Raw genomic sequence first — 26,766 nt, 5'->3', positions numbered from 1 at the left:
TCGGTCACCGCAGCACGCTGCGGCTCCCTCCTCCGCCTTGCGAGACACCACCTGACCGATCCTCGCCACGGCAAGATCCGCAGGACAGGGCCTAGCGGGACGGCGGCGAGCGGGGCGCACGGGTGCCGCCTCGTGTCGGTTCCGCCCGCCCGGGACCCCGGTGGCGGCGAGCGCGTCCGCTCCCGCCGCCGAAGCTTCGACGACAGTCATGGAGGATGTGATGTTGATGCTGTTCCGAGGCGTCGCGCTGGTCGCGGCGACGATCACCGTGGGGCTCATGGCGGGCCTCTTCTACGCCTACACCTGCTCCGTCATGCCCGGCCTGGGCCAGACGGACGACCGGACCTTCGTCGGCGCGATGCGGCGGATCAACGTGGCGATCCTCAACGGCTGGTTCGCCGTCTGCTTCGGCGGCGCGCTGGTGCTGACCGTCCTGGCCGCGGTGCTCCACCTCCACCGGGAGGGACTCCCCGTACTGCCCTGGATCGTGGCCGCGCTCGTCCTGTACGTGGTGGTGCTCGTCATCACCATGCGGGTCAACGTGCCGCTCAACAACGCGCTCGACGCGGCCGGGGAGCCCGACGGCGTCGCCGACCTCGCGGCGGTGCGCGAGCGGTTCGAGGCGATGTGGGTTCGCTGGAACCTCGCCCGCACCGTGGCGTGCGTCGCCGCCTTCGGCTGCCTTGCCTGGGCCCTCGTGCTGTACGGGCGCATCGGGCCATCGGGCGGCTCGTGACCCGGGCGGGCTGCCCGCCCGCGCCCACCACCGGGAGCCCTCACCGGGGAGACCTCACCCGGAGGACTCCGGGCGGTGACCGTATGGGGAACCAGCCGGCCCCTGCCAGAGAACTGCCAGAAAAGCGTGCCACGATTCCCGCCGTACGCGAGCGACTCCCCCACCGCCGAGTTCACCGGAGGGAACATGGAAAGGATCGACATCAGCCACCGCCTGCGAGGACCGGTCGTCGCGACGATCACCGCGCTCGCACTGACCGCCGGGGCGGCTCCCGCCCTGGCCCGGACGGCGCCGGTCTCCTTCACCTCGGCCGCCACCAGGGCGGACTCCTTCGACCTCATGTGGCCGTCGGCACATCCGGTCGAACTACGGAGCGCCCCCAGGCGGCTCTCCGTGACCTACACCTACAAGGGACGCGGGCACACCCTTGACAGCTTTCTCGCACGAACGAAGACCAACGGCTTCGTCGTCCTGGACGGCCAGCAGATCGTGAACGAGCGCTACGTCCAGGCCGATCCCGACACCCGGTTCCAGTCCTGGTCGATGGCGAAGTCCTTCACGTCGGCCGCGGTCGGCATCGCCCTGCACGAGGGGCACATCCGCTCGATCGACGACCCGGTGACCGGCTATCTGCCCGAACTACGCGGCTCGGGCTACAACGGAGTGTCCATCCGCGACCTGCTCCGGATGTCGTCGGGAATCGACTGGGAGGAGCGCTCCGACGTGCCTGACCTGCACAGGAGCGCCATCCGGGGCCAGTCGGTCACGAAACTGGCGGCGCGGCAGGTACGCGGCTGGAAACCCGGCAGCAGGTTCGAGTACACGAGCATGAACTCCTTCGTGCTCGCCAAGCTCGTCAGCCGCGCCACGGGCACGCCGTACCACCGGTACGTGGAGAAGAAGATCTGGCAGCCCGCCGGCATGGCGTCCACGGTACGCGTCGACAGCGACTCGGGCGGCGACAGCCTCGGCTACTGCTGCTACCACGCCACCGACCGCGACTTCGCCCGGTTCGGCCTGCTCTACCTCCGCGACGGGCGGGCAGGAGGGCGCCAGGTGGTGCCGCGCTCCTGGGTCAGGAAGTCGACCACACCCTCCGCTTCCTTCAGCCCCGGCTACGGGCTGCACTGGTGGCTCGGCGGCGACGGCCGGGGCGACTTCATGGCCGCCGGGCTCGGCGGGCAGTACATCTACGTCTCGCCCAGGCACGGGGTGGTCGTCGTCAAGTCGGCCCGCTCCGCCTTGGACCAGAACCAGGGCGAGACGCTGGCCGCGTTCCGCGCCGTGGCCGCCGAGGTGGCGAGAACCCGCTGACGCCGGACCGGCCGGACGGACGCCCCGCACGGCGGAGGAGGAGCTCATGACGGAGTCATGGGCGATGACGACAACGCCGCGGGGCGTCCGTCCGGGCAGTACGCCTAGCGTGATCCGCCGCGCAGCAGCTCGACGATCGCGCCGATGTCGGCGTCGCCCCAGCCGCGCTCGGCCGCCTCCTCGTAACGCCGCTCGACCAGCCGGGCGACGGGCAGCTCAAGACCGCTCGACTCGGCCAGCTCTGCGGCGAGCCGCACGTCCTTGGCGGCGAGCCTCGTCGTGAACCAGCCCTGGTGGTCGCTGGCCAGGACGTCGTCGATCCGGTTGTGCAGGGCGGGCGCGACGGTGGGCCACTGGAAGAGGAAGTCGTGCAGCAGCACGTTGTCGAGGCCGGCGGCCTGGCTCGTGGCCGTCACCTCGGCGAGCGCCGCGATTCCGGACATGAGCAGGTAGTTGTTCAGCAGCTTGAAAGCGAGCGCGGCGCCGGGGTCGGCGCCGCAGTAGGAGTAGGAGGCGAAGGCCTCCGTCCACACCGGCTTCAGCTCGTCGACGAGGTCGCGCTCGCCACCCACCAGGACCGTGGCCTTCCCCTCGGCGACGGCCGAGGGACCGCCGAGCACGGGGGCCGCCACGAATCGGCCTCCCGGCACCAGGTCCCGCATCTCGCGGGCCGTGGCCGGGGCGACGGTGCTCAGGTCGGCCACGACCGGCCTGGTCGACTCGATCGGGCCTGCCTGGACGAGCTGGGCCATCACCTCGCGGACCGCCCGGCCGTCGGCGAGCGACAGCAGCACCGCATCGGCCGCCCGCACCGCCTCTCCAAGCGAGGCCGCCTCGACGGCGCCGAGGCTGACCGGCTCGTCCGCCCGGCCCGGCGTGCGGTTCCACACCGTGACCTGGAAACCGAGCCCCAGCAACCGCCGGGCCAGCGCCCGCCCCATCATGCCCATCCCGAGCACGGCAACGCGCATAGGTCATCCCCCCCTCCACGTCATTATGCTCACCGGGGTTCCGGCGGCCGTGCCGCCACGCGGATCGCCGTCCATCCCGCCGGCCAGGGCGTCAGAACGGGTAGACGTGGGTCTCGGTGGCCTTGACCGACGCCCAGATCCGCTGTCCGGGGGTGAGGTCGAGGTCGGCGACGGCGGCGGGGGTGACGTCGGCCGCGGCGGCGATCGGCCCGGCCAGGTGGATGCGGACGCTGTCGCCGTGCCGTTCGATGCCCTCGATCGTGGCCTGCCAGAGGTTGCGCGGGCTGCCGTCGGGACGGGTCCGATACAGCGCGACCGCGCTGGGCGGGAAGGCGACGAACGCGGGGCCCTCCAGATGCTCGGCGACGCTGAAGAGCACCTCTCCGACGGAGACCTGCTGTCCGGCGGCGGCGCCCTGGTAGAGGTTGAGGCCGACCAGGCGGGCGACGTAGTCGGTACGCGGACGCCGGGCGACCTCTGCGGGAGTGCCCTGCTGCACGACGGCGCCGTTCTCGATGACGACCAGGCGGTCGGCGAGCACCATGGCGTCCAGCGGATCGTGGGTGACCAGGACCGTCGCGCCGCCGAAGTCGGCCAGGTGACGGCGGAGCTGGGAGCGGATCTCCAGGCGGGTGTGGGCGTCCAGGGCCGCCAGCGGCTCGTCCATCAGCAGCAGGCGAGGCTCCACCGCGAGGGCGCGGGCCAGCGCGACGCGCTGGGCCTGACCGCCGGAGAGCTGCCGGGGTTTCATCGTGGCGTGCCCGGCCAGGCCGACGCGCTCCAGCCAGACCGCGGCGCCGCGCCGCGCCTCCGCCCTGGAGGCGCCACGGCAGCGGGGCCCGAAGGCGACGTTGTCCAGCGCGGACAGGTGCGGGAAGAGCAGGTAGTCCTGGAAGACCACGCCGATCGGACGTCGTTCGGCCGCCAGGGTGTGCAGCGCCTCGCCGTCCAGGCTGATCCGCCCGCCGGACAGGGCGGTGAGCCCGGCCAGCGCGCGCAGCGCCGTGGTCTTGCCCGCGCCGTTGGGGCCGAGCAGGGCGACGACCTGTCCCGCGGCGACCTCCAGTTCGATGTCCAGGTGGAAGCGGGGCCTGGTGACGACAAGACGGGCGTTCAGCGTCACGGGGCACTCACCCACCGCTCGCGCAGGCCGGCCAGGATGATCACTGAGACGGCGAGCAGGACGAGGCTGAGCACGATCGCGGCCTCGGGTTCGGTCTCCAGGGCGAGATAGACGGCCAGCGGCATGGTCTGGGTCCGGCCGGGGAAGTTGCCGGCGAAGGTGATGGTGGCGCCGAACTCGCCGAGCGCGCGGGCCCAGCACAGCACGGCTCCGGCGACGATGCCGGGGGCGATCAGGGGCAGGGTGACACGGCGGAAGATGATCCAGCGGGACGCTCCCAGCGTCGCGGCGGCCTCCTCGAAGCGCAGATCGGCCGCGCGCAGCGCGCCCTCGACGCTGATGACCAGGAACGGCATGGCGACGAACGCCTCGGCGACGACGACTCCCGCCGTGGTGAACGGCAGGGTGATGCCGAAGGTGGCGTCCAGCCACTGGCCGATCAGGCCACGCCGCCCCAGCACGAGCAGCAGGGCGACCCCGCCGACCACCGGGGGCAGCACGAGGGGAACCGTGATCAGCGCCCGCACCAGGCGGCGGCCGGGGAAGTCGACACGGGCCAGCAGCCAGGCCAGCGGCACGCCGAGGAGCAGGCATATCAGCGTGGCCAGGGTCGCGGTCACCAGCGACAGGCGCAGCGCCTCCAGCACATGGGGCTCGCCCAGCCTCTCGACCAGCGTGGACCAGGGGGCGCGCACCAGCAGTCCGGCCAGCGGCAGCGTCAGGAAGAGCATGCCGGCCACCGCGGGCAGCACCAGCACCCAGGGCAGGCGGCCCGCCACCGCGCCGGACGTGCCACCCGCCCTGCCGTCCGGCGCCCGCCGGGGTGACCCGCCCGTCATGTCACCCGGCACCCGCCCGTGGGACTCGCCCGACACACCCGCCCTACCGCTCACCTGGCCGTCAGCCCGCCGTACGGGCGTGGTCGGGGATCTCCACGACGACATTGGTGGACTTGATCACGGCGACCGCCATCACCCCCACCTCCAGGCCCAGTTCGTCGGCGGCCTGGCGGCTCATCAGCGACACCACCCGGTAGGGACCCGCGGCGATCTCCACCTGGGCCATCACCGCATCCTTGATCACCTCGGTCACGATCCCGCGGAAACGGTTCCGCGCCGAGGAGAGCCCCGAGCCGTTCTCGGACTCGATCTGGGCACGCGCGAACGCCGCCAGATCCGCACCCGCCACCATCCGGTGACCGTGCTCGTCCCGCCGGGCCGCGAGCCGCCCGGCGTCCACCCAGCGGCGGACGGTGTCGGGGCTCACCCCCAGCAGCGCGGCGGCCTCACTGATCCGAAACGTGGTCACGAACAATCACCTTACCTTTGCATATTCAGGCCTTTGCGCCCGTACCTCATAGCAGACGCGTCATGATCTGCCACCTCATCTTCGCCCCTGAGAGGCCGAACGGCCCGTCTCCACATCCGGCTCATGGCCGCGAAAGCACCGGCGGGGACCGCTTCCCGGCGGCCGACAGCGGCGACACCGAGACAGCTGTTCTTAAAATGTCGTAATGCAGTCGTTACCTTGCATGTTTTCGTCGAAACATTGCGGTGATCTGTCCGTCATCTTATGGTGTGGGCAGTTCTCCGGGCAGGCGGCGGTCGGCTCGTTCCCGGCCGCGCCGAGGTCCGGCTCTTCTCCCCCCCAAGAAGGGTCACCCGATGAGGAAAACCGGCAGGTTACGCGGCTGGACGACAGCCACGGCCCTGGCACTGACGGCGGGAGTGCTGGCGGTCCCCGCCCTCATGTCGCCGGGAGCCTCGGCCGCGGTGGCGGTCGATTCGATTTTCGACGTCACAGGACGTGGAGCGACAGTTCCCTTCACCGAGTTCGAGGCCGAGGACCCGGCGCACGCCACCACGAACGGCCAGATCATCGGACCGGACCGCATCTATGGCCGTCTCGCCTCCGAGGCCTCGGGCCGCAGGGCCGTGCTCCTGGACGCCGTCGGCAAGTACGTCGAGTTCACGCTGACCAAGCCCGCGAACGCCGTCACCGTCCGTTACAGCGTGCCGGACAACGCGGCGGGAACGGGCCTCAGCACCCCGGTCAGCCTCCGGGTCAACGGCTCCCACCTCAAGGACCTGACCTTCACCTCGAAGTACGGCTGGTACTACGGCGGGTACCCCTTCAACAACACCCCCGGCGGCAGCAACCCGCACCATTTCTATGACGAGACCCGGACCATGTTCGGCTCCACGCTCCCCGCCGGCACCAAGGTCCGCATCCAGGTCTCCACGACCGCCGTCACCAACTCCATCACGGTGGACCTGGCCGACTTCGAGCTCGTCGGCGCACCGATCACCCGCCCCGCCGACTCGCTCTCCGTCGACGACTTCGGCGCGGTCAAGAACAACACGAACGTCGACAACACGGCGGCCTTCCAGGCCGCGGTCAACGCCGGCAAGGCCCAGAACAAGACGGTCTGGATCCCCGAGGGCACCTACAACCTCTACGACCACGTGATCGTGGACGGCGTGACCCTGCGCGGGGCCGGCCCCTGGTACAGCGTGCTGGGCGGACGCCACCCCACGCAGCGCCACAAGGCCGTCGGCGTCTACGGCAAGTACGTCAACGAGGGCGGCCCGAGCGTCAACGTCACGCTCAAGGACTTCGCCATCATCGGCGAGATCACGGAGCGGGTGGACGACGACCAGGTCAACGCCATCGGCGGCGCGATGAGCAACTCCGTCGTGGACAACATCTGGATGCAGCACACCAAGGTCGGGGCCTGGATGGACGGCCCGATGGACAACTTCACCATCAAGAACAGCCGCATTCTCGACCAGACCGCCGACGGTGTGAATTTCCACATCGGCGTCACCAACTCGACGGTGACGAACACCTTCGTCCGCAACACCGGGGACGACGGCCTGGCCATGTGGGCCGAGAGGGTGGCGAACGTGAACAACAAGTTCACCTTCAACACCGTCGGCGTCACGCTGCTGGCCAACAACATCGTCACGTACGGCGGCAGGAACATCCAGATCACCGACAACGTGGTGGCCGACACCGTCTCCAACGGCGGCGGCATCCACGTCGCCAACCGCTACCCGGGCGTCAACTCCGGCCAGGGCACCGCGGTCTCCGGCACCACCACCATCGCCCGTAACACCCTGATCCGAGCGGGCAACTCCGACTTCAACTGGAACTTCGGCGTCGGCGCCATCTGGTTCAGCGGACTGAACGAGCCGATCAACGCCACGATCAACGTCACCGACACCGACATCCTGGACAGCTCCTACGCCGCCATCCACTTCATCGAGGGCAGCACCGCCACCGTCAACTTCAACAACGTGAACATCGACGGCACCGGCACCTACATGATCCAGGCGCAGGCGGCGGCGAACACCACGTTCACCAACGTCAGGGCCGCCCACATCGGCGCCGGCAAGTCGGTGCACAACTGCGTCGGCACCTCCTTCGTGATCAACACGGGCGCCGGGAACAGCGGCTGGAGCCCCGGCGACTCGGTCTGCACCGGTACCTGGCCCGCGCCGAACTACATCTACCCGGGCGGCGGCAATCCCACGCCGTCTCCCACCATCACCCCGACCCCGACCCCGACCGTCACCCCGCCCGGATGCACCCCCGGCAGCGGTGACCTGGCCCGGAGCAAGCCGGTCACCGCGAGCACCCAGAACCAGGGCTTCGCCGCCGCCAACGCCGTCGACGGCAACGCCGACACCTACTGGGAGAGCGTCAACAACGCCTTCCCGCAGACGATCACCGTTGACCTCTGCGCGGCCGTCTCCGCCCAGCGCGTCGACCTGAGGCTGCCCCCGTCGGCGGCCTGGGCCACTCGTAGCCAGACCATCGCCGTGCAGGGCTCCACCGACGGCACCAACTTCACCACCCTGTCGGCCGCGGCGGCCCGCACCTTCAACCCCGCCACCGGCAACACCGTGAGCATCCCGTTCGGCGCCGCCAACGCCCGCTACATCAGGCTGAACATCACCGCGAACACCGGCTGGCCCGCCGCGCAGCTGTCCTCCTTCGAGGTCTACGGCACGCCGAACCCGACACCGACCATCACCCCGACCCCGACCCCGACCGTCACACCTCCGACCGGCAACCTGGCCCGAGGTAAGAGCACCACCGAGAGCGGCCACGCCGACGTCTACGGCTCGGGCAACATCGTCGACGGCAACGCCGACACCTACTGGGAGAGCGTCAACAACGCCTTCCCCCAGTGGGCCACCGTCGACCTCGGCGCCGCCACCAGCGTCAGCAGGGTCACCCTCAAGCTGCCGCCCGCCGCGGCCTGGGCCACCCGCGCCCAGACCCTCTCCATCCAGGGCAGCGTCAACGGCTCCGCCTTCACCACGCTGGCCGCGTCCGCTCCCCGCGTCTTCGACCCCGCCACGGGCAACACCGTGACGATCACCTTCCCCGCCAGTAGCCAGCGCTACCTGCGGGTCGACGTCACCGCCAACACCGGCTGGCCCGCCGCGCAGCTGTCGGAGTTCGAGGTCTACGCCTCCTAGCGGAGACCCGTGACATCCGGAACGACAACAGAGGCCCAGGTCGGGATCACCGGCCTGGGCCTCTGTCATGTGCCCGCTCTCCCCGTCGGCGGGAAAGACCGGGCGTGCCGACTCCCGGGAGGCTACGGCTGCTGGGAGATCCGGAACGACTGGGCGGCGCCGCCGTTGCAGGTGTTCTGCACCAGCTGGACGCTGTCGGCCGTCGAGGAGCCCGGCACGCTCAGGCACTTGCCACTGAGGCGGCTGACGAAGTGGTAGTAGCCGCCGCCCTCGGACACCGCCTGCCACTGCTGGTTGTTGCCTCCCGAGTACGTCCACAGCTGGAGCGGGGCGCCGTCGGCCGTGGAGACGTTGGTCACGTCGACGACTTGGGCGCTGTTGAGGCGGTTGTTGAGCCGCGCGAAGCCGCCGCTGGTCGGCTGGACCTGGAACTGCTGGGCGAGGGTGCCGTTGCAGGTGTACTGCTGGATCACGGTGCCGTTCGCCGAGGCCGCCGCGCGGGCGTCCACGCACTTGCCGTTGCCGCGGTTGGCGAGGCTGTACCACGCGGTCGGCGAGATGGTGTCCGGCGGGGGCGGGGTGCTCCCACCACCCAGCCACAGCAGGCCGTCGATGACGAACCGGTTCTGCACCTCGCTGGCGAACGTGGACGACAGCGGGGTGTTGTTGCTGTAGTTCATGGCGTTATGGCCGAAGTTCGCGTACAGCATCTTGTAGTTCCGGTTGGTCCACATCAGCGGGTAGTAGCCGCTGTACCAGGTCTGGTTGGGGTCCGTGCCGACCGGGAAGCTCGACGGGTCGATGGACCCGAGGATCCTGATGTTCGGGTTGTTCCTCAGGTCGTTGGCCCAGCTGTACCACTCACTCACCGACGAGGTGAAGGTGGCGGGCAGCCGCGCCGTGGAGGCGTGTGCCCCGCCCTCCGTGCGCATGACCACCGAGGTGGGACCCCAGGTGTTGGACCTGAACGCCCCGGTGCCGAGGAGCTCGTTGTGGTACCACGCCCAGCTCTGCGCGTTGGTGTTGAACGCGCTCACGTGGAAGCCCATCCACGCCCCGCCGTTACGCATGTACTGCTCGAACGCCGACCGCTGGGCGGCGTTCTGCGGCAGGTCGTCCAGGAAGATCACCACCTGGTACTGCTGGAGGTTGCTCGCGTTCAGCTGGCTCCAGTTGTTGGTCGCGGTGTAGGTGAAGTTGTTCTGCGCGGCGATCTGCGGGAACCAGCGGTTGGCCTCCTGGACGAAGTTGATGTGGGCCGCGTCCCACGTCCCGTTGTAGAAGGCGAGTACTTTGAAACTCGGGGCGATCGCCGCCCGCGCGTTCCCTGCGGCGGGAAGGGTCGTGAGGCCGAGCGCGAGGGCGAGCAAGGCGAGCAGCCTCACCCACGTCCGTGTCGCGCCGACCATGTTTTCCCTGGTCATGTGTTTCCTCTGTCTCGCGACGAGCTGACGAACGACAAAGGCGAAGCCCGCCCCGCCCACGGGCATAACGGAGACCGGCGTTACCAACAACTTCGGCAAGCCGAGGACGGTTTTTGTCTGACTTAATTCAAGTTATGTGAATAAAAATTGTCAAGAAGATCGCGAGGCTGAACAAACCCCCGTAACCGTCATCCGGCGGCGGGGGCGGGCTCGGGGTACGGGTCCGCGCCGAGGCTCAGCGCGAGCCTGCGGGCGAGTCCCGTGTTGCGGCGGTGGTCCATCCGGTTGACGGCCATCTCCAGAGCCTTGCGCTCGCCGACGACGACCACCCACGACCGCGCCCGGGTGAGCAGGGTGTAGAGCAGCTTGCGGCGCAGCATGACGCCGCCGGACTCGGTGACCAGCGGCGCGACCACGAAGGGATACTCACTGCCCTGGGAGCGGTGGACGCTGATGGCGTACGTGTGGGTCAGCTCGTCGAGCTCGCCGAAGCCGTACTTCACGATCTGCCCGTCGTCGGTGCGGATCTCGACGAGCCTCTCCTCGGGGGTGATGGCGGTGACCGTGCCGGTGTCTCCGTTGAAGACACCCTTGTCGTAGTTGTTGCGGATCGGCATGACCCGGTCGCCGACCCGGAAGACCGAGGCGCCCGACCAGTGCTCCGCGACTCCCTCGCGAGCCGGGTTGAGCCGCTCCTGGATCATCCGGCCGATCTCGGCGGTCCCGGTCAGGCCCCTGCGCATCGGGCACAGCACCTGGACCTGGTCCGGACCCACCCCCTGCTTGCGCGGGATCGCCACCGTCGCCAGGTGCATCACCCGCTCGGCCACCTGCCCGGGGTCGTCGACCTCCTCGAACCAGAAGCCCCCGCCACCGGGGATCGGAGGCACCTCTCCGGTCCGGATCCGGTGAGCGGCCCTGATGATCCCGCTCCCCTCGGCCTGGCGGAAGACCCGGGTCAGCCGGATCCGCGCGATCTCCTCGACGCGCAGCAGATCGGCCAGCACGCTGCCGGGGGCGATGCTGGGCAGTTGGTCACTGTCGCCCACGATCAGCAGGTGACTGCCCACCGGGATGGCCGCGGTGAGCCGGGTGGCCAGGTGCAGGTCCAGCATGGAGGCCTCGTCGACCACGATCAGGTCGGCCTGCGCGGGTGTCTGCTCGAACAGCGCACCGCTGTCGGAGTCCGGTTGGTGGGCCAGCATCCGGTGTACGGTCATCGCGGGCATGCCGGTGAGCTCCGACAGGCGCTTGGCCGCCTTGCCGGTCGGCGCGGTAAGGGTCACCGAGCCGCCCATCGCCTTCGCGGTCGCCGCGATGGTCCTGACGGTATGACTCTTCCCACAGCCCGGACCGCCGGTGATGATGGACACGGTGCTGGTCAGCGCCATGTTCACCGCCGCCCGCTGATCCTCGTCCAGCCCGGGATCCTCCTGGAAGGCGCGCATCGGCAGCGTCGAAGTGGCCTGGATGAGCCTGGTCAGCTGGGCGGTCAGGGTGAGTTCGCGGCTGTGGGTCTCCTTCAGGTACACCACGGCCTGCCCTTGGTCGTCGGGCGACACCTCGACGACCACCCTGCGGTCGGCGACGAGGGCGTCGAGCATCCGGCGGACGAGGTCGTGGTCCTGCTCGACCAGTTCCGCGGACCGGGTGACCAGGGCGATCAGCCGTACGTAGCAGTGCCCGTCGCGGCTGGCCGCCGTCTCCAGCCTGTCCAGGATCGCCGCCTTGATCCGCTGCGGGCTGCTCTCGGAGACCCCGGAGCGCAGGGCGATCCTGTCGGCCGTGGTGAACGCGATGCCCCTGACCTTGCCGATGAGCCGGTACGGATCGGAGGTGAGGATGTCGCCCGACTCGGCTCCGAACACCTGGTAGATCTTGGCCGCGAGCAGCGGGCTGATCCCGAACCCCTGCAGGGTCACCATCAGCTCGGCGATCGCCTTCTGCTCCTGCCACGCGTCGGCGATCTGGGCCTGCCGCGCGGGGCCGATGTTGACGACCTCGGTGAGCCGTTCGGGTTCGGTGTCGATGACGGTCAGCGTCGTGTCACCGAAGTGGCTGACGATGGCGTGGGCGAGCCTCGGCCCGATACCCCGGATCAGGCCGGAGCCCAGATAGATCCGGATGGCCCTGACCGTGGCCGGGACCAGCCGCTCGCACGCCGTGACCTCGAAACGCCTGCCGTGACGCGGATGCTCGCCCCACGCGCCGATGAGCCGGAGCGTCTCCCCCGGCTGGACCCCGCCCAGCGCCCGGCCGGAGGCGACGAAGCCGGGCATGCCCTCGGCGCTCATCCGCGCGATCGTGTACTCGTCCTCCCGGACGTACACCAGCTGCTCGACAGACGCCTCCACGACAGAGAGCCAACCCTCCTCTTCGCCCTTCGCGCATCAGACTAGGTGACCCGCTATCCCCGCAAGGCGTCACGCCCCGGGCATCACGCGGTCGCCGGTGGTTATTCTGACGGCAGGGACGCGGCGACCAGGGGGCGCGAATGGCCAGACCCGGGATGCGGGCGACCGTGCGCGACATCGCGGCGGAGACGGGTCTGTCGATCGCCACCGTCTCGCGGGTCCTGAACGGGCAGACCAATGTCGCCCCGCACACCCGGGAGCTGGTGTTACAGGCCGTCGGCCGCCTCGGAGAGCAGGCCCCCCGGCCGCGCGCGAGGCAGGAGGCGATGGCCGGCGGCACGATCTACGTGCGCTGCCCCTACCTGCTGACCGACTATTTCGGGCTCATCGTCTCCTCCGTCGGGGAGACCGTCGAGCTGCACGGCGGGCAGATGATCCTGAGCACCGGAGAGTCCGCCCAGCACACCCCGGTGCTCTCCGGCCTGCCCGACCGCCCCGACATCGCGGGCGCGATCCTGATCCTTCCCCCGGAGTCGGGTGACGAGCTCGTACGGCTCCGTGACCGGCGCTTCCCCTTCGTGGTGATCGACCCCAGGACACCCCCTCCCAAGGACATCGTGGCGGTGTCGGCGGCGCACTTCGCCGGCGCGCGCAGGCTGATGGCGCACGTGGTCGAGCTCGGTCACCGCCGGGTCGGCATCATCGGCGGTCCGGTGAAGTGGCTGCCCAGCGAGGCCAGGCTGGCCGGCTACACCGCGTCGCTGGCCGACGTCGGTGTTCTGCCCTCGGCCGAGTTGCTGCGCAACGTGCCGGAGCCCAACACGGAGAACGGCTACCGCGCGGCCTGTGAGCTGCTCGACCTGCCCGAGCGGCCGACGGCCCTGGTCGCGTTCAACGACAAGATGGCGGTCGGCGCGCTGTGGGCGGCGGCCGAGCGCGGCCTGAGCGTCCCCGGCGACCTCTCGGTCGCGGGTTTCGACGACATCGACATCGGCAGGGCGACCCTGCCGATGCTGACCACGGTGCGCCAGCCCCTGCAGGAGATGGGCCGGATGGCGGTCACGCTGCTGACGCGGCTGCTCAGCCGGCACAGGCTGGAGGCACTGCACGTCTCCCTGGGGACCGACCTGGTCGTCCGCGGCTCCACCGGACCCGCCCCTTACTGATTGTTTCATTTGTTTCAGCACTGACTCGCCCTCGGAAAAGCGCGCACAAAGCGCTGTAATTCTGGCCTTGACAACCAATTCCCGACCGTGTTGTTCTTTCCTGTAACAGACAGGTTTCTTACTTGTTACATTTGTTACAGTGACGGCTCCCGGGGTGCCGAATGCGACCCGATTCGAGCAGCCCAGAGCGTCGCGGCCCCACCCGCGGCCCTGTCGCACCCCCCGAAAGGACCCCTGCCGTGTTTCGACCTCCCCGCCGGGCCCTCACCCTGGCCCTCGCCTGCGTCGCCGCCCTGTGGATGGCAGGGCCCGGCATCGCCTCGCCCGCCCTCGCCGCGGGTGAGTCCGTGAACATCTGGCTCACCACCACCTCCGACTCGGGCGGCCGGACCGTCACACGGGGCCTCCAGCAGCAGTCCCCCATCGCCTTCGGGCCCGCCGGCGGCAGCGCCAACCACACCATCACCGTCAACGAGGGCACCACCTACCAGCAGTTCGAAGGGGGCGGCGCCTCGATCACCGACACCACCGCCCACCTGCTGCGCGGCGGAGCGATCAGCGCGACCACCCGCGACACCGTGATGCGCAAGCTCTTCCACCCCACGGACGGCATCGGCCTGTCGTTCGTGCGCAACCCGATCGGCGCCTCCGATCTCTCCCGGCCGGGCCACGTCTCCCTCGACGACACCTGCTGCGACCTGGGCGACTTCGGCGCGAACGGGTACGACACCAACGTGCGCCTGCTCACCGGGCAGGCCAAGTCGCTCAACCCGGATCTGCGCGTCAAGGGCGTGCCGTGGAGCGCCCCCGGCTGGATGAAGGACAACGGCCGGATGGACCAGATGGGCTGGCTCAAGTGGGAGTACTACCCCATGTACGCCCAGTACCTGGTCAAGTACATCCAGAGCTACCAGGCCGCCGGAATCCCGGTGAACTACATCTCGGTGCAGAACGAGCCCAACTGCTGCCAGGCGGGCAACCCGACCGCGATGAACTACCCCGGCATGAGCTGGAACCCCTCGGGGCTGGCCGAGTTCACCAAGAACCACGTCTACCCGGCCTTCCGCGCCGCCGGCATCACCACCAAGGTTCTGGTCCACGACTGGAACTACGGCGACTACGCCAACTTCGGTTCAGGCGTGCTGAACGACGCGGGCGTGCGGAACGACCCGCTCTTCGGCGGCATCGCCTGGCACGGCTACTTCGGTGACCCGGCGGTCGGCACGCAGGTGCACAACCAGTACCCGGCGGTACGCCAGTTCAGCACCGAGCACTCGGGCGGCACCTGGATCGGCAACCAGCACAACGAGGATCTCTCCGACATCGTCAGCTACACCCGCAACTGGAGCGGCAGCCTGGTCAAGTGGAGCCTCGCGCTCAACCAGAGCATGGGACCGCACAACGGCGGCTGCGGCACCTGCACCGGCCTGATCACCGTCCAGGAGGGCGGCTCCCGCGCCGGCCAGGTCGACTACACCATCGAGTACTACACGACCGGCCACCTCACCAAGTTCGTCAGGCCCGGGGCCTACCGGATCGACTCCACCGCCAACGGCACGATCCAGAACGTCGCCTGGCGCAACCCCGACGGTTCCAAGGCCCTGATCGCGCACAACGGCGGCACCTCCGCCCAGTCCGTCCGGGTCAACTGGGGCAACCAGTCCTTCGTCTACTCCCTGCCCGCCCGCACCACCGCCACCTTCACCTGGGCCGGTACCTCGGCGGGCACCGGCGGCACCATCACCGGCCTGGGCGGCAAATGCGTGGACGTCGCGGGCGGCAGCAGCGCCGACGGCGCCGCCGTCCAGCTCTACACCTGCAACGGCACCGCCGCCCAGCAGTGGACCCGCCCCGGCGACGGCACGCTCCGCGCGCTCGGCAAGTGCCTGGACGTCGTCGACAACGGCACGGCCAACGGCAGCCGGCTCCAGTTGTGGACCTGTTTCGGCGGTCCCAACCAGCAGTGGACCTACAACCCGACGACCAGGGACCTGGTGAACCCCGCGACGAACAGGTGCGTGGACGTCACCGGTAACACCAGCGCCGACGGCACCCGCCTCCAGCTGTGGGACTGCGGCGGCGGCGCGAACCAGAAGTGGACGCTCTCCTGACCTGAGCGTCACGGACGTGCCCCGTCCAGCTGACGGGGCACGTCCGCGGTCTTTTCCGCCGGCTCGTCAGTGCGGTGCGAGCCGGCGGCCGACGCCCTGTCGACCGCATCCGGGGCCGGATGTTCCTCCACCGCGCCCACGAACGACCTGACGATTCCGCGGAGTGCGCTAAGAACCTAGAATCACCATTGTCGTCAGGCACAACGGCGACAGCCCCGAGTCGTCAGGATCCCCACGATGCTGAAAGCCGGTCCGTCCCAGGAGGAGATCCGCCAGCACAATCTGGGCACCCTGCTCCGGCATGTTCACCTCGGCGGCCCGGTCTCCCGCACGGTGCTGGCCGATCGGATGGGGCTGAACCGCAGCACGATCATGGCGTTGACCTCGGAGCTCACCTCGGCGGGCCTGGTCCGCGAGGAACTCCCCAAGGAGACCGGCAGGGCGGGCCGGCCGTCGCTGGTGGTCCGGCCGGAGTCCGACCGGGTGTACGTACTGGCGTTTGACGTCGCCGTGGACCGGCTGGTCGCCGCCAGGGTCGGGCTGGGCGGGAAGATCCTGAACCGCAGGGAGGCGGTCCGGGCGCGCGCCGGGGCCGACCTCGACGACGTGGTCGAGGTGCTCGCCGGGTTGGCCCGCCGGATACAGCACGAGGCGGCTCCGGACTCGATCTGCGTCGGAGTCGGCGCGGCCTACTGCGGCATGATCCGGCCCGGTGACGGGATGGTGCGTTTCGGGCCGAACATGGGCTGGGTGGACCAGGCCTTCGGTGCCGAACTCGGCCTCAGGCTGGGGCTCGGGCTGCCGGTCTCCGTGGGCAACGAGGCCCACCTGGGCGCGCTGGCCGAGCACGAACGCGGGGTGGGCATCGGCTTCGCGAACCTGGTCTACCTGCACGGGGATGTCGGCGTGGGTGGCGGGATCATCGTCGGCGGCAAGCTGCTGGACGGCGACGGCGGGTACGGCTGCGAACTCGGGCACATGATAGTGAACCCGTACAACGGGCGGCCCTGCGGATGCGGCTCGCGAGGCTGCCTTGAGGCGGAGGTCGGCGAGCAGGCCCTGCTCGACGCCGCCGGCCGGGCCGAACTGGTCGGCCACGACGGCATACGGGCCGTGGTGGACGCCGCCGGCCGCGGCGACCTCGCGGCCCAGAACGCGCTGGACCGGATCGGCGACTGGCTCGGCATCGGGGTGGCGAACCTGATCAACCTCTTCAACCCCGGATTGGTGATCTTCGGCGGGATGCTGCGTGACATCTACCGGGGTTCGGCGGACCAGGTCCATCGCCGGGTGGCGGCCAATGGGCTGGTGATCTCCCGGGAGAAGGTACAACTCCGCACCTCGGCTCTCGGGAACGACGTCACCCTGATCGGCGCGGCCGAACTCGCCTTCTCCGAAATACTGGCCAGCCCCCTGGAAGTGCTCGCCCGTACGACGTCATGACCAGGTGTTTCTCCCTGACCGTCGTACCGATCGAGCCACTGCCCGCGACGTCCCGGGAACCAGTCGGCCCCATTTTGTAACAGACCCTTAACCACCATATGGCCCATGTCCCGATTAACGTGGCACCCAGCGACCCACCACCGCACCTGAGCACCCGCCCCCCACCCGATCCGAGTCGAGGCTCACCCGCCCGCTCCGGCCGCGTTTCGAAGACATCCCTCACCTCCGACATTCCACACATGTGCGGAAATACCATCGGCACACCTGGTTGACAATCATACATTCATGGCTAAGACTAACTGAAAGTTTGCAATCAACGGTCGATAGTCGGTTATCCAAGAGCGCTCCCGAAAGAACAGGGCGGGAAGAAGCGCGCGTTTCTGACGCCAATTCGTCCGTGGCTAGAAAGGTCCTTTCAGCATGTCTTCAAGAGACTCGCAGTCCCCCGCGACCTGGAGCGCCAAGAAACGCGTTTTGACGCTTGCGTTGAGCGTCGGACTTCTGGGAAGTCTCAGCATTCCGGCGGCCACCACCACCTTCGCCGAGTCCACCGACATCGCAGCAACCGCCCAGTTGCTGGCGGCGCAGTCAGCGACGCTGCCCAGCGGCCGGACCACCTACCGGACGATCACCGACTACAACAACGAGATGCTCGCGCTGAGCAAGCAGTACCCCGACCTCGTCAAGCACATCACGCTGCCGCACAAGACCCGCCAGGGCCGCGAGGTGTACGGCATCGAGGTGACCCGCGACGTCAACGCCTCCGACGGCAAGCCCGTCCTGTTCATGATGGGAATACACCACGGGAACGAGTGGCCCTCGGGTGAGCACACCATGGAGTTCGCCTACGACCTGGTGAACAACTCCGGGAATGACCCGAAGATCAAGCGCCTGCTCGACCAGGCGCGGGTCATCTTCGTCCCGGTCGTCAACGTGGACGGATTCCTCATCAACCGGCGCACCAGTTGCGGCATCTCGCCGACGTGCGTCAGCAGCGGCGGAGTCGACCTCAACCGCAACTACCCCCTCGGCTGGGGCAGCAACGCGGGTTCCAACGTGACGAACCGCGGCCCGGCGCCGGGCTCCGAGCCCGAGATCCAGAACATCATGGACCTGACCACGAACAACCAGGTCACCGTCCTGATCACGAACCACACCTCCGGGCACACCCTGCTCCGTCCGCCGCTGGAGAAGCGCGCGGGCGACGCCCCCGACGAGGCCGTCTACGCCGCCCTGAGCGACGCGATGTCGGCCAAGAACGGCTATGTGGGCATGAAGTCGGGCTTCGACTACGAGACGACCGGCGAGACCCCGGACTGGTCGTACTACGCCACCCGCGGCCTCGGTTTCACGTACGAGATCATGAAGACCCAGTCGACCAACAACACCTACCCCGAGGTGATCGAGGACTACCTCGGCACCGGTCGCTACGAGGGCAAGTCGAACCGTGAGGCGTTCCTGGTGGCCCTGGAGTACGCGGCGGACCCGGCGGGGCACTCCGTGATCACGGGCAAGGCGCCGAAGGGCGCGGTTCTGACGATCACGAAGGACTTCGACCTGTGGACCGCGCCGATCCGGCAGACGAGCACTGTCCTCGACCCGCCCCAGGCGGTCCCCACCCACCTGGAGTCCAGCCTGGTCGCCCCGACCAACGGCAAGTTCACCTGGCACGTCAACCCGTCGGTGCGGCCGGTCCCGGCCTACACCGAGAACGGTGTCGTCGCCACCGGCCCGGGCAACTTCCTCCAGGAGAGCTGGACGCTCACCTGTGCCCGTCCGAACGGTGAGGTCCTTGAGACGGTGAAGGTCACCGTCGACAGGGGCGAGCAGGTCGATGTGCGGCTGCAGGAGTGCAAGACCCGCTTCAACGGCAACGGCCCGAAGCACTGAGCGCGCCCCGATAAGCCGGGCGGTCCCCTGTGGGGGCCGCCCGGCGCCGCTTTCGCCCCACACTCTTGAAGTCATGCGGCCAAAACCCGATCACCTTGCCCGCCGGGCGGTGAGAATCATCGCTGGGTCCGTCACTCCGCGGGGAAGGGAAGTTCAAGAATGGGGCACGCCAGAGAGACCGGCCAGCCGCTCGCCGTGCCGGACGCGTCGCGGATCGCCGCGAACCTGCGCGGGCTCTTCGACGACCACCGGCTCTCCCCCTCACAGCGCCGGATCGCGCGCTACCTGCTTGAGCACGCGCAGGAAGCCGTCTTCTTCACCAGTGCCGACATCGCCGAGCGCGTGGGCGTCAGCCAACCGTCGGTCACCCGCTTCGCCGCCGCGCTCGGATTCAGGGGGTTCCCCGAGTTCCGGGACGCGCTCCGCTCATCGGTGTTCGGCGGCGCACGGCCGGCACTGCCCGCGGAGAACCTCAACGAGATCCAGGAACTGGTCAACTCCGAGATCCGCGACCTTGAACGACTGCGGGACAGCCTCCGGGATCTGAGTCAGCTCCGGGAGGTGGCCGGTCAACTGGCCAGGTCGCGCCCTCTCCTCGTGATGGGACTTCGGATCTCCGCACCGCTGGCGCACCTGTTCGGCCATCTCGCGGAGAAGGTGCTCCCCGACGTACGGGTACTGGACATCGCGGGCTCGGTCGCGGAGGACCGGCTGAGCCGGGCGGCGGACTCCGGAGCCGAGTGGGTGCTCGCCATCGGGTTGCCGCGCTACCCGCGCGAGCTGGAACAGGGGCTCACCTGGGCGCGTCGGGTCGGGCTGAAGATCGCCCTCATCACCGACCAGCCGGTGGGCCGGCTCACCGAGCTCGCGGACGAGGTCCTGCTCGCACCGGTGAGCTCTGATTTCGCCTTCGACTCCCACGCCGGTCCCACGGTTCTGTGCACCGCGCTGCTCCACACCATGCTGGACACCCTGTCCACCGAAGGACAGACCCGGCTGGAGTCCTTCGACGACAGCGCGACGGAACGCCAGATCTTCCTCCCCTACTGAAGGCACCGAACGGGGTCGCTCATTCACGTTCAGAGGAGATCGGCGTCGCGCACCTTCATGGCGACCTGGACACGGTTGTCGGCCCCCAGCTTGGCGAAGATCCGGGTGATGTTCGCCTTCACCGTCGCGACGCTCATGTAGAGACGTTCGGCGATCTCGGCGTTCGAGCCGCCCCGGGCCACCTCGATCGCGACCTCGCGCTCGCGTTCGGTGAGCGTGGCCAGCTCCAGTCGCGCCTCCGCGCGCCGCGGTTCGTGCCTACCGGTGGCAGCGGCGATCACCTGGTGTGTGACACTCGGCGACAGCACCGGCTCCCCCTTCGCCACGGTGCGGACCGCCTCGATCATCTTCGGTGGCGGCGTGTCCTTCAGCAGAAAGCCGTCGGCACCGAGCCGCAGGGCCCGGAGCACCATGTCGTCGGCGTCGAAGGTGGTGAGCACGAGGATCCGGGGCGGGTCCGGCCGGGCCAGCAGCAGCTCGGTGGTGGTCAGCCCGTCCTGGTTGGGCATCCGGATGTCCATCAGCACGACATCGGGCCGCAGGTCACGGATCACGCCCATGGCCTGCAGGCCGTCCCCGGCCTCGCCGACGAGCTCCAGGTCGGGCTCGCCACCGAGAATGAGACGCAGCCCGGTCCGTACCATCGGGTCGTCATCCACGATCACCAGTCGGATCACAGTGTCAAGCCTCCCATGGCAACCGGACGTCGAGGACGAAGCGTCCGTTCTGGACGGCATGGCTGATGGTGCCACCGGCCATCCGGGTCCGTTCGGCCAGGCCGACCAGCCCCAGCCTCCCGCCGGGACCGGCGGACGTCCCGGCCGGTGCCGGGTTGCTCACCCGAATTCGCAGACCGTCACCCGGCCGCCCGCCGAGCTCGGCCGTCACCCGGCTGCCCGGCGCGTGCTTGCGCGCATTGGTGAGAGCCTCCTGCACGATCCGGTACGCGTGCCGGCCGGTCTGCGTCGGCAGCAGTTCCCGGTCGTCGATGGTGTCGTCCACCTCGACCTGCTGGCCGGCGGCGCGCACCTCGTCGAACAGGGCATCCAGGTGGGCCAGGTTCGGCTGCGGGGCCTCCAGGGCGCCGTCGGACCGGAGCGTGCCGAGCACGCCGCGTAGCTCGTTCAGCGACTGGTGTGCGTTCTCCTGGATGGCCAATGCGGTCTCGCGGGTCTCCTCGGCAGTGAGGTCGGTCCGGTACGCCAGGCCGCCGGCGAGCATCGACAGCAGGGAGATGCGGTGCGCCAGGACGTCGTGCATCTCCTGGGCGATCTTGGCCCGTTCCGCCAGCTTGGCCTGCTCGATCCGCTGCAACTGCTCGCGCCCCGCGGCCAGTGCCGCCTCTCGCTGTGAGACGGCCAGGTCACGACGCCCGCGCAGGTACAGGCCGAAGACGGCCAGCCCGCCGAGGATGACGGTTCCGGTCACCACGGAGACGACGGTCGCCTGGTTGACGCCGTTCCAGCTGGAGCGTGCCACCAGGCACAGCCAGGACACGACCATGACCGGGATGAACTGACGCCACCGACGATGCGTTCCCAGGGACACGTACGCGACCTGGGCGGGGCCGGTCGCCGTGGTGGAGAAAACGGTCAGCAGAGCGGTCGCCAGCGCGGTCGGCCACGGCCGGCGACGCCGCCAGCGGATCAGGACCAGCCCGATCACGCCGAGCCCCACATCGGCCAGTGCCCATGCGAGCCGGTCACGGTCCTGGGAGACGACCACGGCCAGGATGACGCCGTAGAACAGCATCGGCAGCACGGCGCACAGGTAGCGCAGCGCGATGCCCAGCTGATTCTCCGTACGGTCGTCCACAGCCCACAGCTTATGGAGCAGCGGGCCGATGCCTTAGCGACCTGGGTCGATATCCAGGTGGCCACAGGTCGAGAACCGGGGAGAGGGATCTGGCCCCGCGTCCGGTGGCCCTCGACCTGGGTTCGATGGCCTGTGGCCGCACATCCGGTGGACTGGATCCGTGATCGAATTCAGCCACGTCAGCAAGGTCTACAGAGGTGTCAAGGCACTCGACGACGTGTCCTTCACCGTCGGAGCAGGGAGCATCACCGGCTTTCTCGGGCCCAACGGCGCCGGAAAGTCGACGGCCATGCGCATCCTGGTCGGGCTCTCCCGCGCCACCTCGGGCTCGGCCACCGTGCTGGGCCGGCCGTACCCCGAGCTGGACTGCCCGGGTTCCCAGGTCGGCACGCTGCTCGACGCCGGCGCCCAGCATCCCGGCCGCACCGGGCGGGAGATCCTGACCCTGGGCGCGATGACGCTCGGCCTGCCGAGGTCGCGGGTCGACGAGGTCCTCGACCTGGTCGGGCTGACCGGCCGGGAGAGCCGGCGGACCGCCGGCGGCTACTCGCTCGGCATGAGGCAGCGTCTCGGCATCGGTCACGCGCTCCTCGGCCGGCCCAGGGTGCTCATCCTGGACGAGCCCGCCAACGGTCTCGACCCCCAGGGCATCCAGTGGATGCGTGGGCTACTCCGTGGCCTCTCCGGCTCGGGTTGCTCAGTGCTGCTCAGCTCGCACCTGCTGCATGAGGTGGAGCAGGTCGCCGACCACATCGTGATGATCGGCCGCGGCCGCGTCCTCGCCCAGGGCACCGTCGGCGAGCTCAGCCGGGGCCGGAGCCTCGAACAGACCTTCCTCGAACTGACCGCGAACGCCGACCGGAGCCCCGAATGACCTCCTCCCAGAAAGACTCGATGAACGGCACCAGGACGGACGACGCCAGGGGTGCCGGCTCGAAGAGCACGGACGTCCATCGGCCCCGGACACCGATTCCGTTCCGCCGGCTGCTGTCGGTCGAGGCCCGCAAGCTCTTCGACACCCGCAGCAGCAAGATCATGACCGCGGGCCTGGCCACCCTGGTGATCGCGTCCATCATCGGTCGCGGCGTCGTCTCCGGTCCGGAGCTGCACACCTTGATCGGCACCGCCGGAATCGGACTCGGGACCTTGCTCCCCGTGCTCGGCATCCTTACGGTGACCGGCGAATGGAGCCACCGCACCGCCCTGACCACCTTCGTGCTCGAACCCCGGCGCCGGCGGGTGCTGGCCGCCAAGTGCCTGCCGCCGTTGATCACGGCCGTGGCCGCCTCCCTGTTCGCGATGCTGGTCGCGGTGCCGGTGACGGCTGTCATCGCCGGTGTTCAGAACGTCCCGGCCGACTGGGAGGTCGCGCCCCTCGCCCTGCTCGGCTGGACCGGGACGAACGTCCTCGTGGTCGCGATGGGGCTCGCCGTGGGCATGCTGCTGCTGAACGCACCGGCAGCGATCGTGATCTGCCTGTCGACCCCGATCCTGTGGGCCCTGGTCGGCAGGCTCGGTGCCGTCGGCGAGGTCCTGGCCGAGTGGTTCGACCTGAACACCACCGTCACTCCCCTGATGGCCGGCGACATGACCGGTGGCGACGCCGCTCGGCTGGCCGTGTCGACGATCTTCTGGATCGTCATCCCGATGACGGCCGGCGCGGTGCGCGTGATCCACAGGGAGGTGAACTGACCCCGTCCGAGTAGACGGTGTACGGGCCCCGGCCCGGCCCTCCTTCGCCCCCACCGGCTTCCGAGGTCGGCGGACCCGGACGCTCGTGCACCATGTTCAACCGTCGATACCCGCACCTCGACACACGTGCCTACAACGTGGCCGCGATTCGCTCGACGCCCGGCCCGGACAGGCCCGCGAGTCCGGCGGCTCGTCCGGTCGCCAGCAGGAGCAGGTCGGCCGCCGGCCCTCGAACCTCGTCCGGCCCCTCGCCCGCCGACCAGTCCAGGTCGGTGGCGACCGGCCGCGTGCCGCGGAAGCGCTTGCGGGCGCCGTAGAAGAAACTGCGCCAGACGTGGTCGAGCGCCGCGACCGTCCGCTCCGCGGGCATCTCCCGCACCCGCCCGAGCGGTCGCGCGATGTCCTGCCCGTGCACCAGCGCGTCGGTGAGCGGGTCCAACGGGGCGGAGCCCGGCGCGCGACGAGGCGAGCCCGCCGTCTCGCGGAACTGCGCGATGAGCTCCGCGGGCCCGAACCGGGCCGCCCGTTCCCGTGCCAGGTCGGCCTCCATCCGCTCCCAGTCGCCGCGTGCCCGGATCATGCCCTTGATCGTGCCGAGGAGCGTGGTGCGCGTGGACAGCGTCAGGTGCGCGGCCACGTCGTGCACGGTCCAGCCGGAGCAGAGGGAGGCTGCCTTCCACTCGTGATCGTCGAGGTCATCGAGGAAGTCGGCGAGGCTGAGCCGTTCGGCCTTCACCCAGGCGAGGATCTCGTCACGGTCCATGTCCAACTCCCCTTGTTCTCCAACCGTCAGGTGTCGGCCGGACCTGCCGTCGTGACCGCGCTCAGCCTGCCCCGCAGGTGGGCACGTTCGGGTTCGGTGCCGGCCAGGTCGAGCGCCTCCCGGTAGGCCGCCGCTGCCTCTGGGAATCGGCCGAGCCGGCACAGCAGATCCGCCCGGGCCGCCGGATAGGGGTGGTAGCCGCGCAGTCGCGGCTCGGCTGCCAACTCGTCGAGCAGCGCCAGGCCCGTCTCCGGCCCGTCGCGCATCGCCACCGCCGCGGCCCGGTTCAGTGCGACGACCGGGGACGGCGCGAGAGCGAACAGCACGTCGTAGAGCGCCACGATCTGCGGCCAGTCGGTGGTCACGACGTCCGCGGCCTCGTCGTGCAGAGCGGCGATCGCGGCCTGAACCCCGTACAGGCCGGGTGGACCACCGGTCAGCGCGACGAGTACCAGGCCGCGGCCCTCCTCGATCATCACGCGGTCCCAGCGGCCGCGGTCCTGGTCATCGAGCAGCACGAGCTCGCCGCCCGGACCGCTCCGGGCATCGCGTCGCGCATGGACCAGCAGCATCAGCCCGAGCAGTCCGGCGACCTCCCGCTCGGCGGGCAGCAACCGGTGCAGGATCCGCGCCAGCCTGATGGCCTCCTCAGCGAGGTCGAGCCGCTGCAGATCCGAGCCCGAGCTGGCCGCGTACCCCTCGGTGAAGATCGAATAGATGACCTGGAGCACCCCCGGCAGGCGCTCCGGCAATTCGTCGGCGCCGGGCACCCGGAACGGGATGCGGGCCTCGCGGATCTTCTTCTTCGCCCGCACGATCCGCTGGGCCATCGTCGCGGGCGGGACGAGAAAGGCCCGTGCGACCTCGGACGTCGTCAGGTCGGCCAGGCAGCGCAGGGTCAGGGCCACGCGATCGTCGGCGGGAAGGGCCGGATGGGCACAGGTGAAGAACAATTGCAGCCGCTCGTCAGGAAGATCGCTGTTCGCGTCCGCGGATGGGGCGGGGTCCGCCCGATCCGCCTCCACCTGCAGGATGGCGAGCCGGGCGGCGTAGGCCTGGTCCCGCCGCAGCCGGTCGACGGCCCGGTGCCGGGCCGTCGTCAGCAGCCAGGCCCCGGGCCTGGCCGGAACGCCCTCGACCGGCCAGTGCACCAGCGCCGCCTCGACGGCCTCGGAGGCGACCTCCTCGGCGAGATCGAGATCACCGAAGCGGCGGACCAGGGAGGCGAGCAGTCGGCCGTGTTCCTCACGGAACATCGACTCCACGGACGACCTGGCACCGGCGGCTCGCTCGTCCATCGGGGTCAGACCTCGAACTCGGCGACCGGCCGCACCACGACCGATCCGCCGTCGCGCGATCCGGGGCAGCGGGCGGCCCAGTCGAGCGCGACGTCGAGGTTCGGTACGTCGATGATGTCGTAGCCGCCGAGGATCTCGCGGGTCTCGGCGAACGGCCCGTCCGTGGTCACGGTCCGCTCACCTGCCGGGCCGACCCGGACCGTCGTGGCGGTGGTCAGATCCTTCAGCGCGTGCCCGGTGACCCAGATTCCCGCCTCTTTCAGTGCCTTGTCATAGAGCGCCCACTCCTCGAAGTCGCACTGGTCAGCCCCGTCGGTCGTCGCGGCACCGTAGATCAGCAACATGTACTTCATGATCCGGCTCTCTCTATGTCCTCGCGCGGCGGGTTGCCGTACAACATGACAACGAATGGGACAAGGTCAGATCGACACACCTCCCGAAGTTTTCTGGCACCTTCCGCCCCGGCTCTCCAGGGCAGCGCCGCCGCCGTTCGCAGCACTCCTCTCACCACCGGGATGTTCCGAGAGATGCCCCTGACCTGGGCAAACGATCTACCTGGCGGCTCGGCGCACGAACCCGAACCGTCCGTCAACGATAGGACAACGCAGAGTTACGAATCCAGGGCGGCAGGCCCCGGACGGCGCATTGCAGTTAGCGGGTATGCCGGGACTGCCGTTGGCACCGGGCCCGAATGGATGCTGCCAGCGCAGACAACGGGCGGCGGGCGCGGCATCGTAGAAAGCGAAAGCAGCTCACTGGACCGGAACGCCGGCGATGACCGTCAAGCCGGAGCCGGTGTCCTTCGAAAACTCTCCTGCGATCGTCAAGGATCGAGGTAACGGCCATGTGTCAGCACAAGCCTCCGTGCCCACCCGCGAACGCCCCTGATCACGACGCGGCCCGCCTCGTGTCGTTCCATCCGGAACAGGGATGGGGGCTGCTCTGCAACGGCGTGGTGCTGTTCGAGGACAGCGGCGAGCTTCTGCCCGACGGGCGCAGCATCCCCGCTCACCGGGATTCCTATGCGCAGGCGGCCTGAACTCGCGTGCCGCCGGTGTCCCGCGGCGCCCGGCCGGTCGGCTCCCCCGGCCCTGCCGGGGAACGGCTGCCCGGGGGGATGGCACCG

22 protein-coding genes are annotated in these 26,766 nt (G+C 69.5%); 11 read left to right on the top strand and 11 right to left on the bottom strand.

Annotated elements, in window-relative coordinates; translation table 11 throughout:
* The first annotated feature begins 220 nt into the window (after positions 1 to 220).
* Complete coding sequence (locus ABT061_RS39430) at positions 221 to 736, top strand: anthrone oxygenase family protein (RefSeq protein ID WP_350927821.1); 516 nt, start codon at positions 221 to 223, stop codon at positions 734 to 736.
* 126 nt (positions 737 to 862) lie between these two features.
* Entirely contained in the window at positions 863 to 2,050 is a 1,188-nt protein-coding gene (locus tag ABT061_RS39425; protein WP_350927819.1) for a serine hydrolase domain-containing protein, read from the top strand.
* A gap of 104 nt (positions 2,051 to 2,154) precedes the next feature.
* Here ABT061_RS39425 and ABT061_RS39420 read toward each other — a convergent pair whose 3' ends face one another.
* From ABT061_RS39420 to ABT061_RS39405, 4 genes are all read right to left on the bottom strand, one after another.
* Positions 2,155 to 3,021: an NAD(P)-dependent oxidoreductase gene (locus tag ABT061_RS39420; protein ID WP_350927817.1), complete on the bottom strand. Its 867-nt coding sequence runs from the start codon at positions 3,019 to 3,021 to the stop codon at positions 2,155 to 2,157.
* Between the two features lie 91 nt (positions 3,022 to 3,112).
* Complete coding sequence (locus ABT061_RS39415) at positions 3,113 to 4,144, bottom strand: ABC transporter ATP-binding protein (RefSeq protein ID WP_350927815.1); 1,032 nt, start codon at positions 4,142 to 4,144, stop codon at positions 3,113 to 3,115.
* Positions 4,141 to 4,983 (bottom strand): molybdate ABC transporter permease subunit, encoded by an 843-nt coding sequence (modB, locus tag ABT061_RS39410; protein ID WP_502991574.1) that lies wholly within the window; start codon positions 4,981 to 4,983, stop codon positions 4,141 to 4,143. The genes ABT061_RS39415 and modB overlap by 4 nt, the downstream gene beginning before the upstream one ends.
* A 61-nt stretch (positions 4,984 to 5,044) precedes the next feature.
* Complete coding sequence (locus tag ABT061_RS39405) at positions 5,045 to 5,452, bottom strand: TOBE domain-containing protein (RefSeq protein WP_350927813.1); 408 nt, start codon at positions 5,450 to 5,452, stop codon at positions 5,045 to 5,047.
* Positions 5,453 to 5,808: 356 nt separating this feature from the next.
* Between ABT061_RS39405 and ABT061_RS39400 the strand changes: the two genes are divergently transcribed.
* Entirely contained in the window at positions 5,809 to 8,634 is a 2,826-nt protein-coding gene (locus ABT061_RS39400; RefSeq protein WP_350927811.1) for a galactose-binding domain-containing protein, read from the top strand.
* Positions 8,635 to 8,756: 122 nt separating this feature from the next.
* Here ABT061_RS39400 and ABT061_RS39395 read toward each other — a convergent pair whose 3' ends face one another.
* Positions 8,757 to 10,058 (bottom strand): ThuA domain-containing protein, encoded by a 1,302-nt coding sequence (locus ABT061_RS39395; protein ID WP_350927809.1) that lies wholly within the window; start codon positions 10,056 to 10,058, stop codon positions 8,757 to 8,759.
* A gap of 188 nt (positions 10,059 to 10,246) precedes the next feature.
* A complete protein-coding gene (gene recD2, locus ABT061_RS39390) occupies positions 10,247 to 12,412 on the bottom strand; it encodes an SF1B family DNA helicase RecD2 (protein ID WP_350927807.1) in 2,166 nt (721 codons plus the stop codon).
* Between the two features lie 140 nt (positions 12,413 to 12,552).
* Here recD2 and ABT061_RS39385 point away from each other — a divergent pair, with 140 nt between their 5' ends.
* The 5 genes from ABT061_RS39385 (at position 12,553) to ABT061_RS39365 (ending at position 20,072) form a co-directional block, all read left to right on the top strand.
* Complete coding sequence (locus ABT061_RS39385) at positions 12,553 to 13,578, top strand: LacI family DNA-binding transcriptional regulator (protein WP_350927805.1); 1,026 nt, start codon at positions 12,553 to 12,555, stop codon at positions 13,576 to 13,578.
* A 239-nt stretch (positions 13,579 to 13,817) separates the two neighbouring features.
* Positions 13,818 to 15,689 carry a ricin-type beta-trefoil lectin domain protein gene (locus ABT061_RS39380; RefSeq protein WP_350927803.1) on the top strand — a complete coding sequence of 624 codons (1,872 nt, stop codon included), beginning with the start codon at positions 13,818 to 13,820 and terminating at the stop codon, positions 15,687 to 15,689.
* A gap of 237 nt (positions 15,690 to 15,926) precedes the next feature.
* Positions 15,927 to 17,132: an ROK family transcriptional regulator gene (locus tag ABT061_RS39375; RefSeq protein ID WP_350927801.1), complete on the top strand. Its 1,206-nt coding sequence runs from the start codon at positions 15,927 to 15,929 to the stop codon at positions 17,130 to 17,132.
* A 486-nt stretch (positions 17,133 to 17,618) separates the two neighbouring features.
* The gene (locus tag ABT061_RS39370) at positions 17,619 to 19,022 is read left to right on the top strand and encodes a M14 family zinc carboxypeptidase (protein WP_350927799.1); all 1,404 of its coding nucleotides are present in this window, start codon (positions 17,619 to 17,621) and stop codon (positions 19,020 to 19,022) included.
* Positions 19,023 to 19,181: 159 nt separating this feature from the next.
* Complete coding sequence (locus tag ABT061_RS39365; RefSeq protein WP_350927797.1) at positions 19,182 to 20,072, top strand: MurR/RpiR family transcriptional regulator; 891 nt, start codon at positions 19,182 to 19,184, stop codon at positions 20,070 to 20,072.
* A gap of 29 nt (positions 20,073 to 20,101) precedes the next feature.
* Here ABT061_RS39365 and ABT061_RS39360 read toward each other — a convergent pair whose 3' ends face one another.
* Both ABT061_RS39360 and ABT061_RS39355 read right to left on the bottom strand, forming a co-directional pair.
* Positions 20,102 to 20,749, bottom strand: coding sequence for a response regulator (locus ABT061_RS39360; protein ID WP_350927795.1), 648 nt, complete (start codon positions 20,747 to 20,749; stop codon positions 20,102 to 20,104).
* A 4-nt stretch (positions 20,750 to 20,753) separates the two neighbouring features.
* The gene (locus tag ABT061_RS39355; RefSeq protein WP_350927793.1) at positions 20,754 to 21,887 is read right to left on the bottom strand and encodes a sensor histidine kinase; all 1,134 of its coding nucleotides are present in this window, start codon (positions 21,885 to 21,887) and stop codon (positions 20,754 to 20,756) included.
* Between the two features lie 160 nt (positions 21,888 to 22,047).
* On the opposite strand from ABT061_RS39355, the gene ABT061_RS39350 reads away from it, so the two are divergent.
* Both ABT061_RS39350 and ABT061_RS39345 read left to right on the top strand, forming a co-directional pair.
* Positions 22,048 to 22,761: an ABC transporter ATP-binding protein gene (locus ABT061_RS39350; RefSeq protein ID WP_350927791.1), complete on the top strand. Its 714-nt coding sequence runs from the start codon at positions 22,048 to 22,050 to the stop codon at positions 22,759 to 22,761.
* Positions 22,758 to 23,579, top strand: coding sequence for a hypothetical protein (locus ABT061_RS39345; RefSeq protein WP_350927789.1), 822 nt, complete (start codon positions 22,758 to 22,760; stop codon positions 23,577 to 23,579). Before ABT061_RS39350 ends, ABT061_RS39345 begins: the two co-directional genes overlap by 4 nt.
* Positions 23,580 to 23,709: 130 nt before the next feature.
* Here ABT061_RS39345 and ABT061_RS39340 read toward each other — a convergent pair whose 3' ends face one another.
* Genes ABT061_RS39340 through ABT061_RS39330 form a run of 3 tightly spaced genes read right to left on the bottom strand, consistent with a single transcriptional unit; the run spans position 23,710 to position 25,993 of the window.
* Positions 23,710 to 24,342, bottom strand: coding sequence for a maleylpyruvate isomerase family mycothiol-dependent enzyme (locus ABT061_RS39340; protein ID WP_350927787.1), 633 nt, complete (start codon positions 24,340 to 24,342; stop codon positions 23,710 to 23,712).
* A gap of 26 nt (positions 24,343 to 24,368) precedes the next feature.
* Positions 24,369 to 25,640, bottom strand: a complete 1,272-nt coding sequence (locus ABT061_RS39335) for an RNA polymerase sigma factor (RefSeq protein WP_350927785.1) — start codon at positions 25,638 to 25,640, stop codon at positions 24,369 to 24,371.
* 5 nt (positions 25,641 to 25,645) lie between these two features.
* Entirely contained in the window at positions 25,646 to 25,993 is a 348-nt protein-coding gene (locus ABT061_RS39330) for a YciI family protein (protein ID WP_350927783.1), read from the bottom strand.
* A 491-nt stretch (positions 25,994 to 26,484) separates the two neighbouring features.
* Here ABT061_RS39330 and ABT061_RS39325 point away from each other — a divergent pair, with 491 nt between their 5' ends.
* The gene (locus ABT061_RS39325) at positions 26,485 to 26,679 is read left to right on the top strand and encodes a DUF5999 family protein (protein ID WP_350927781.1); all 195 of its coding nucleotides are present in this window, start codon (positions 26,485 to 26,487) and stop codon (positions 26,677 to 26,679) included.
* Positions 26,680 to 26,766: the final 87 nt, after the last annotated feature.

The sequence above is a fragment of the Streptosporangium sp. NPDC002544 genome (assembly GCF_040295965.1).
In the GTDB taxonomy this organism is placed as follows: Bacteria; Actinomycetota; Actinomycetes; order Streptosporangiales; family Streptosporangiaceae; genus Streptosporangium.
This window is presented reverse-complemented; position numbering and strand designations above follow the sequence as displayed.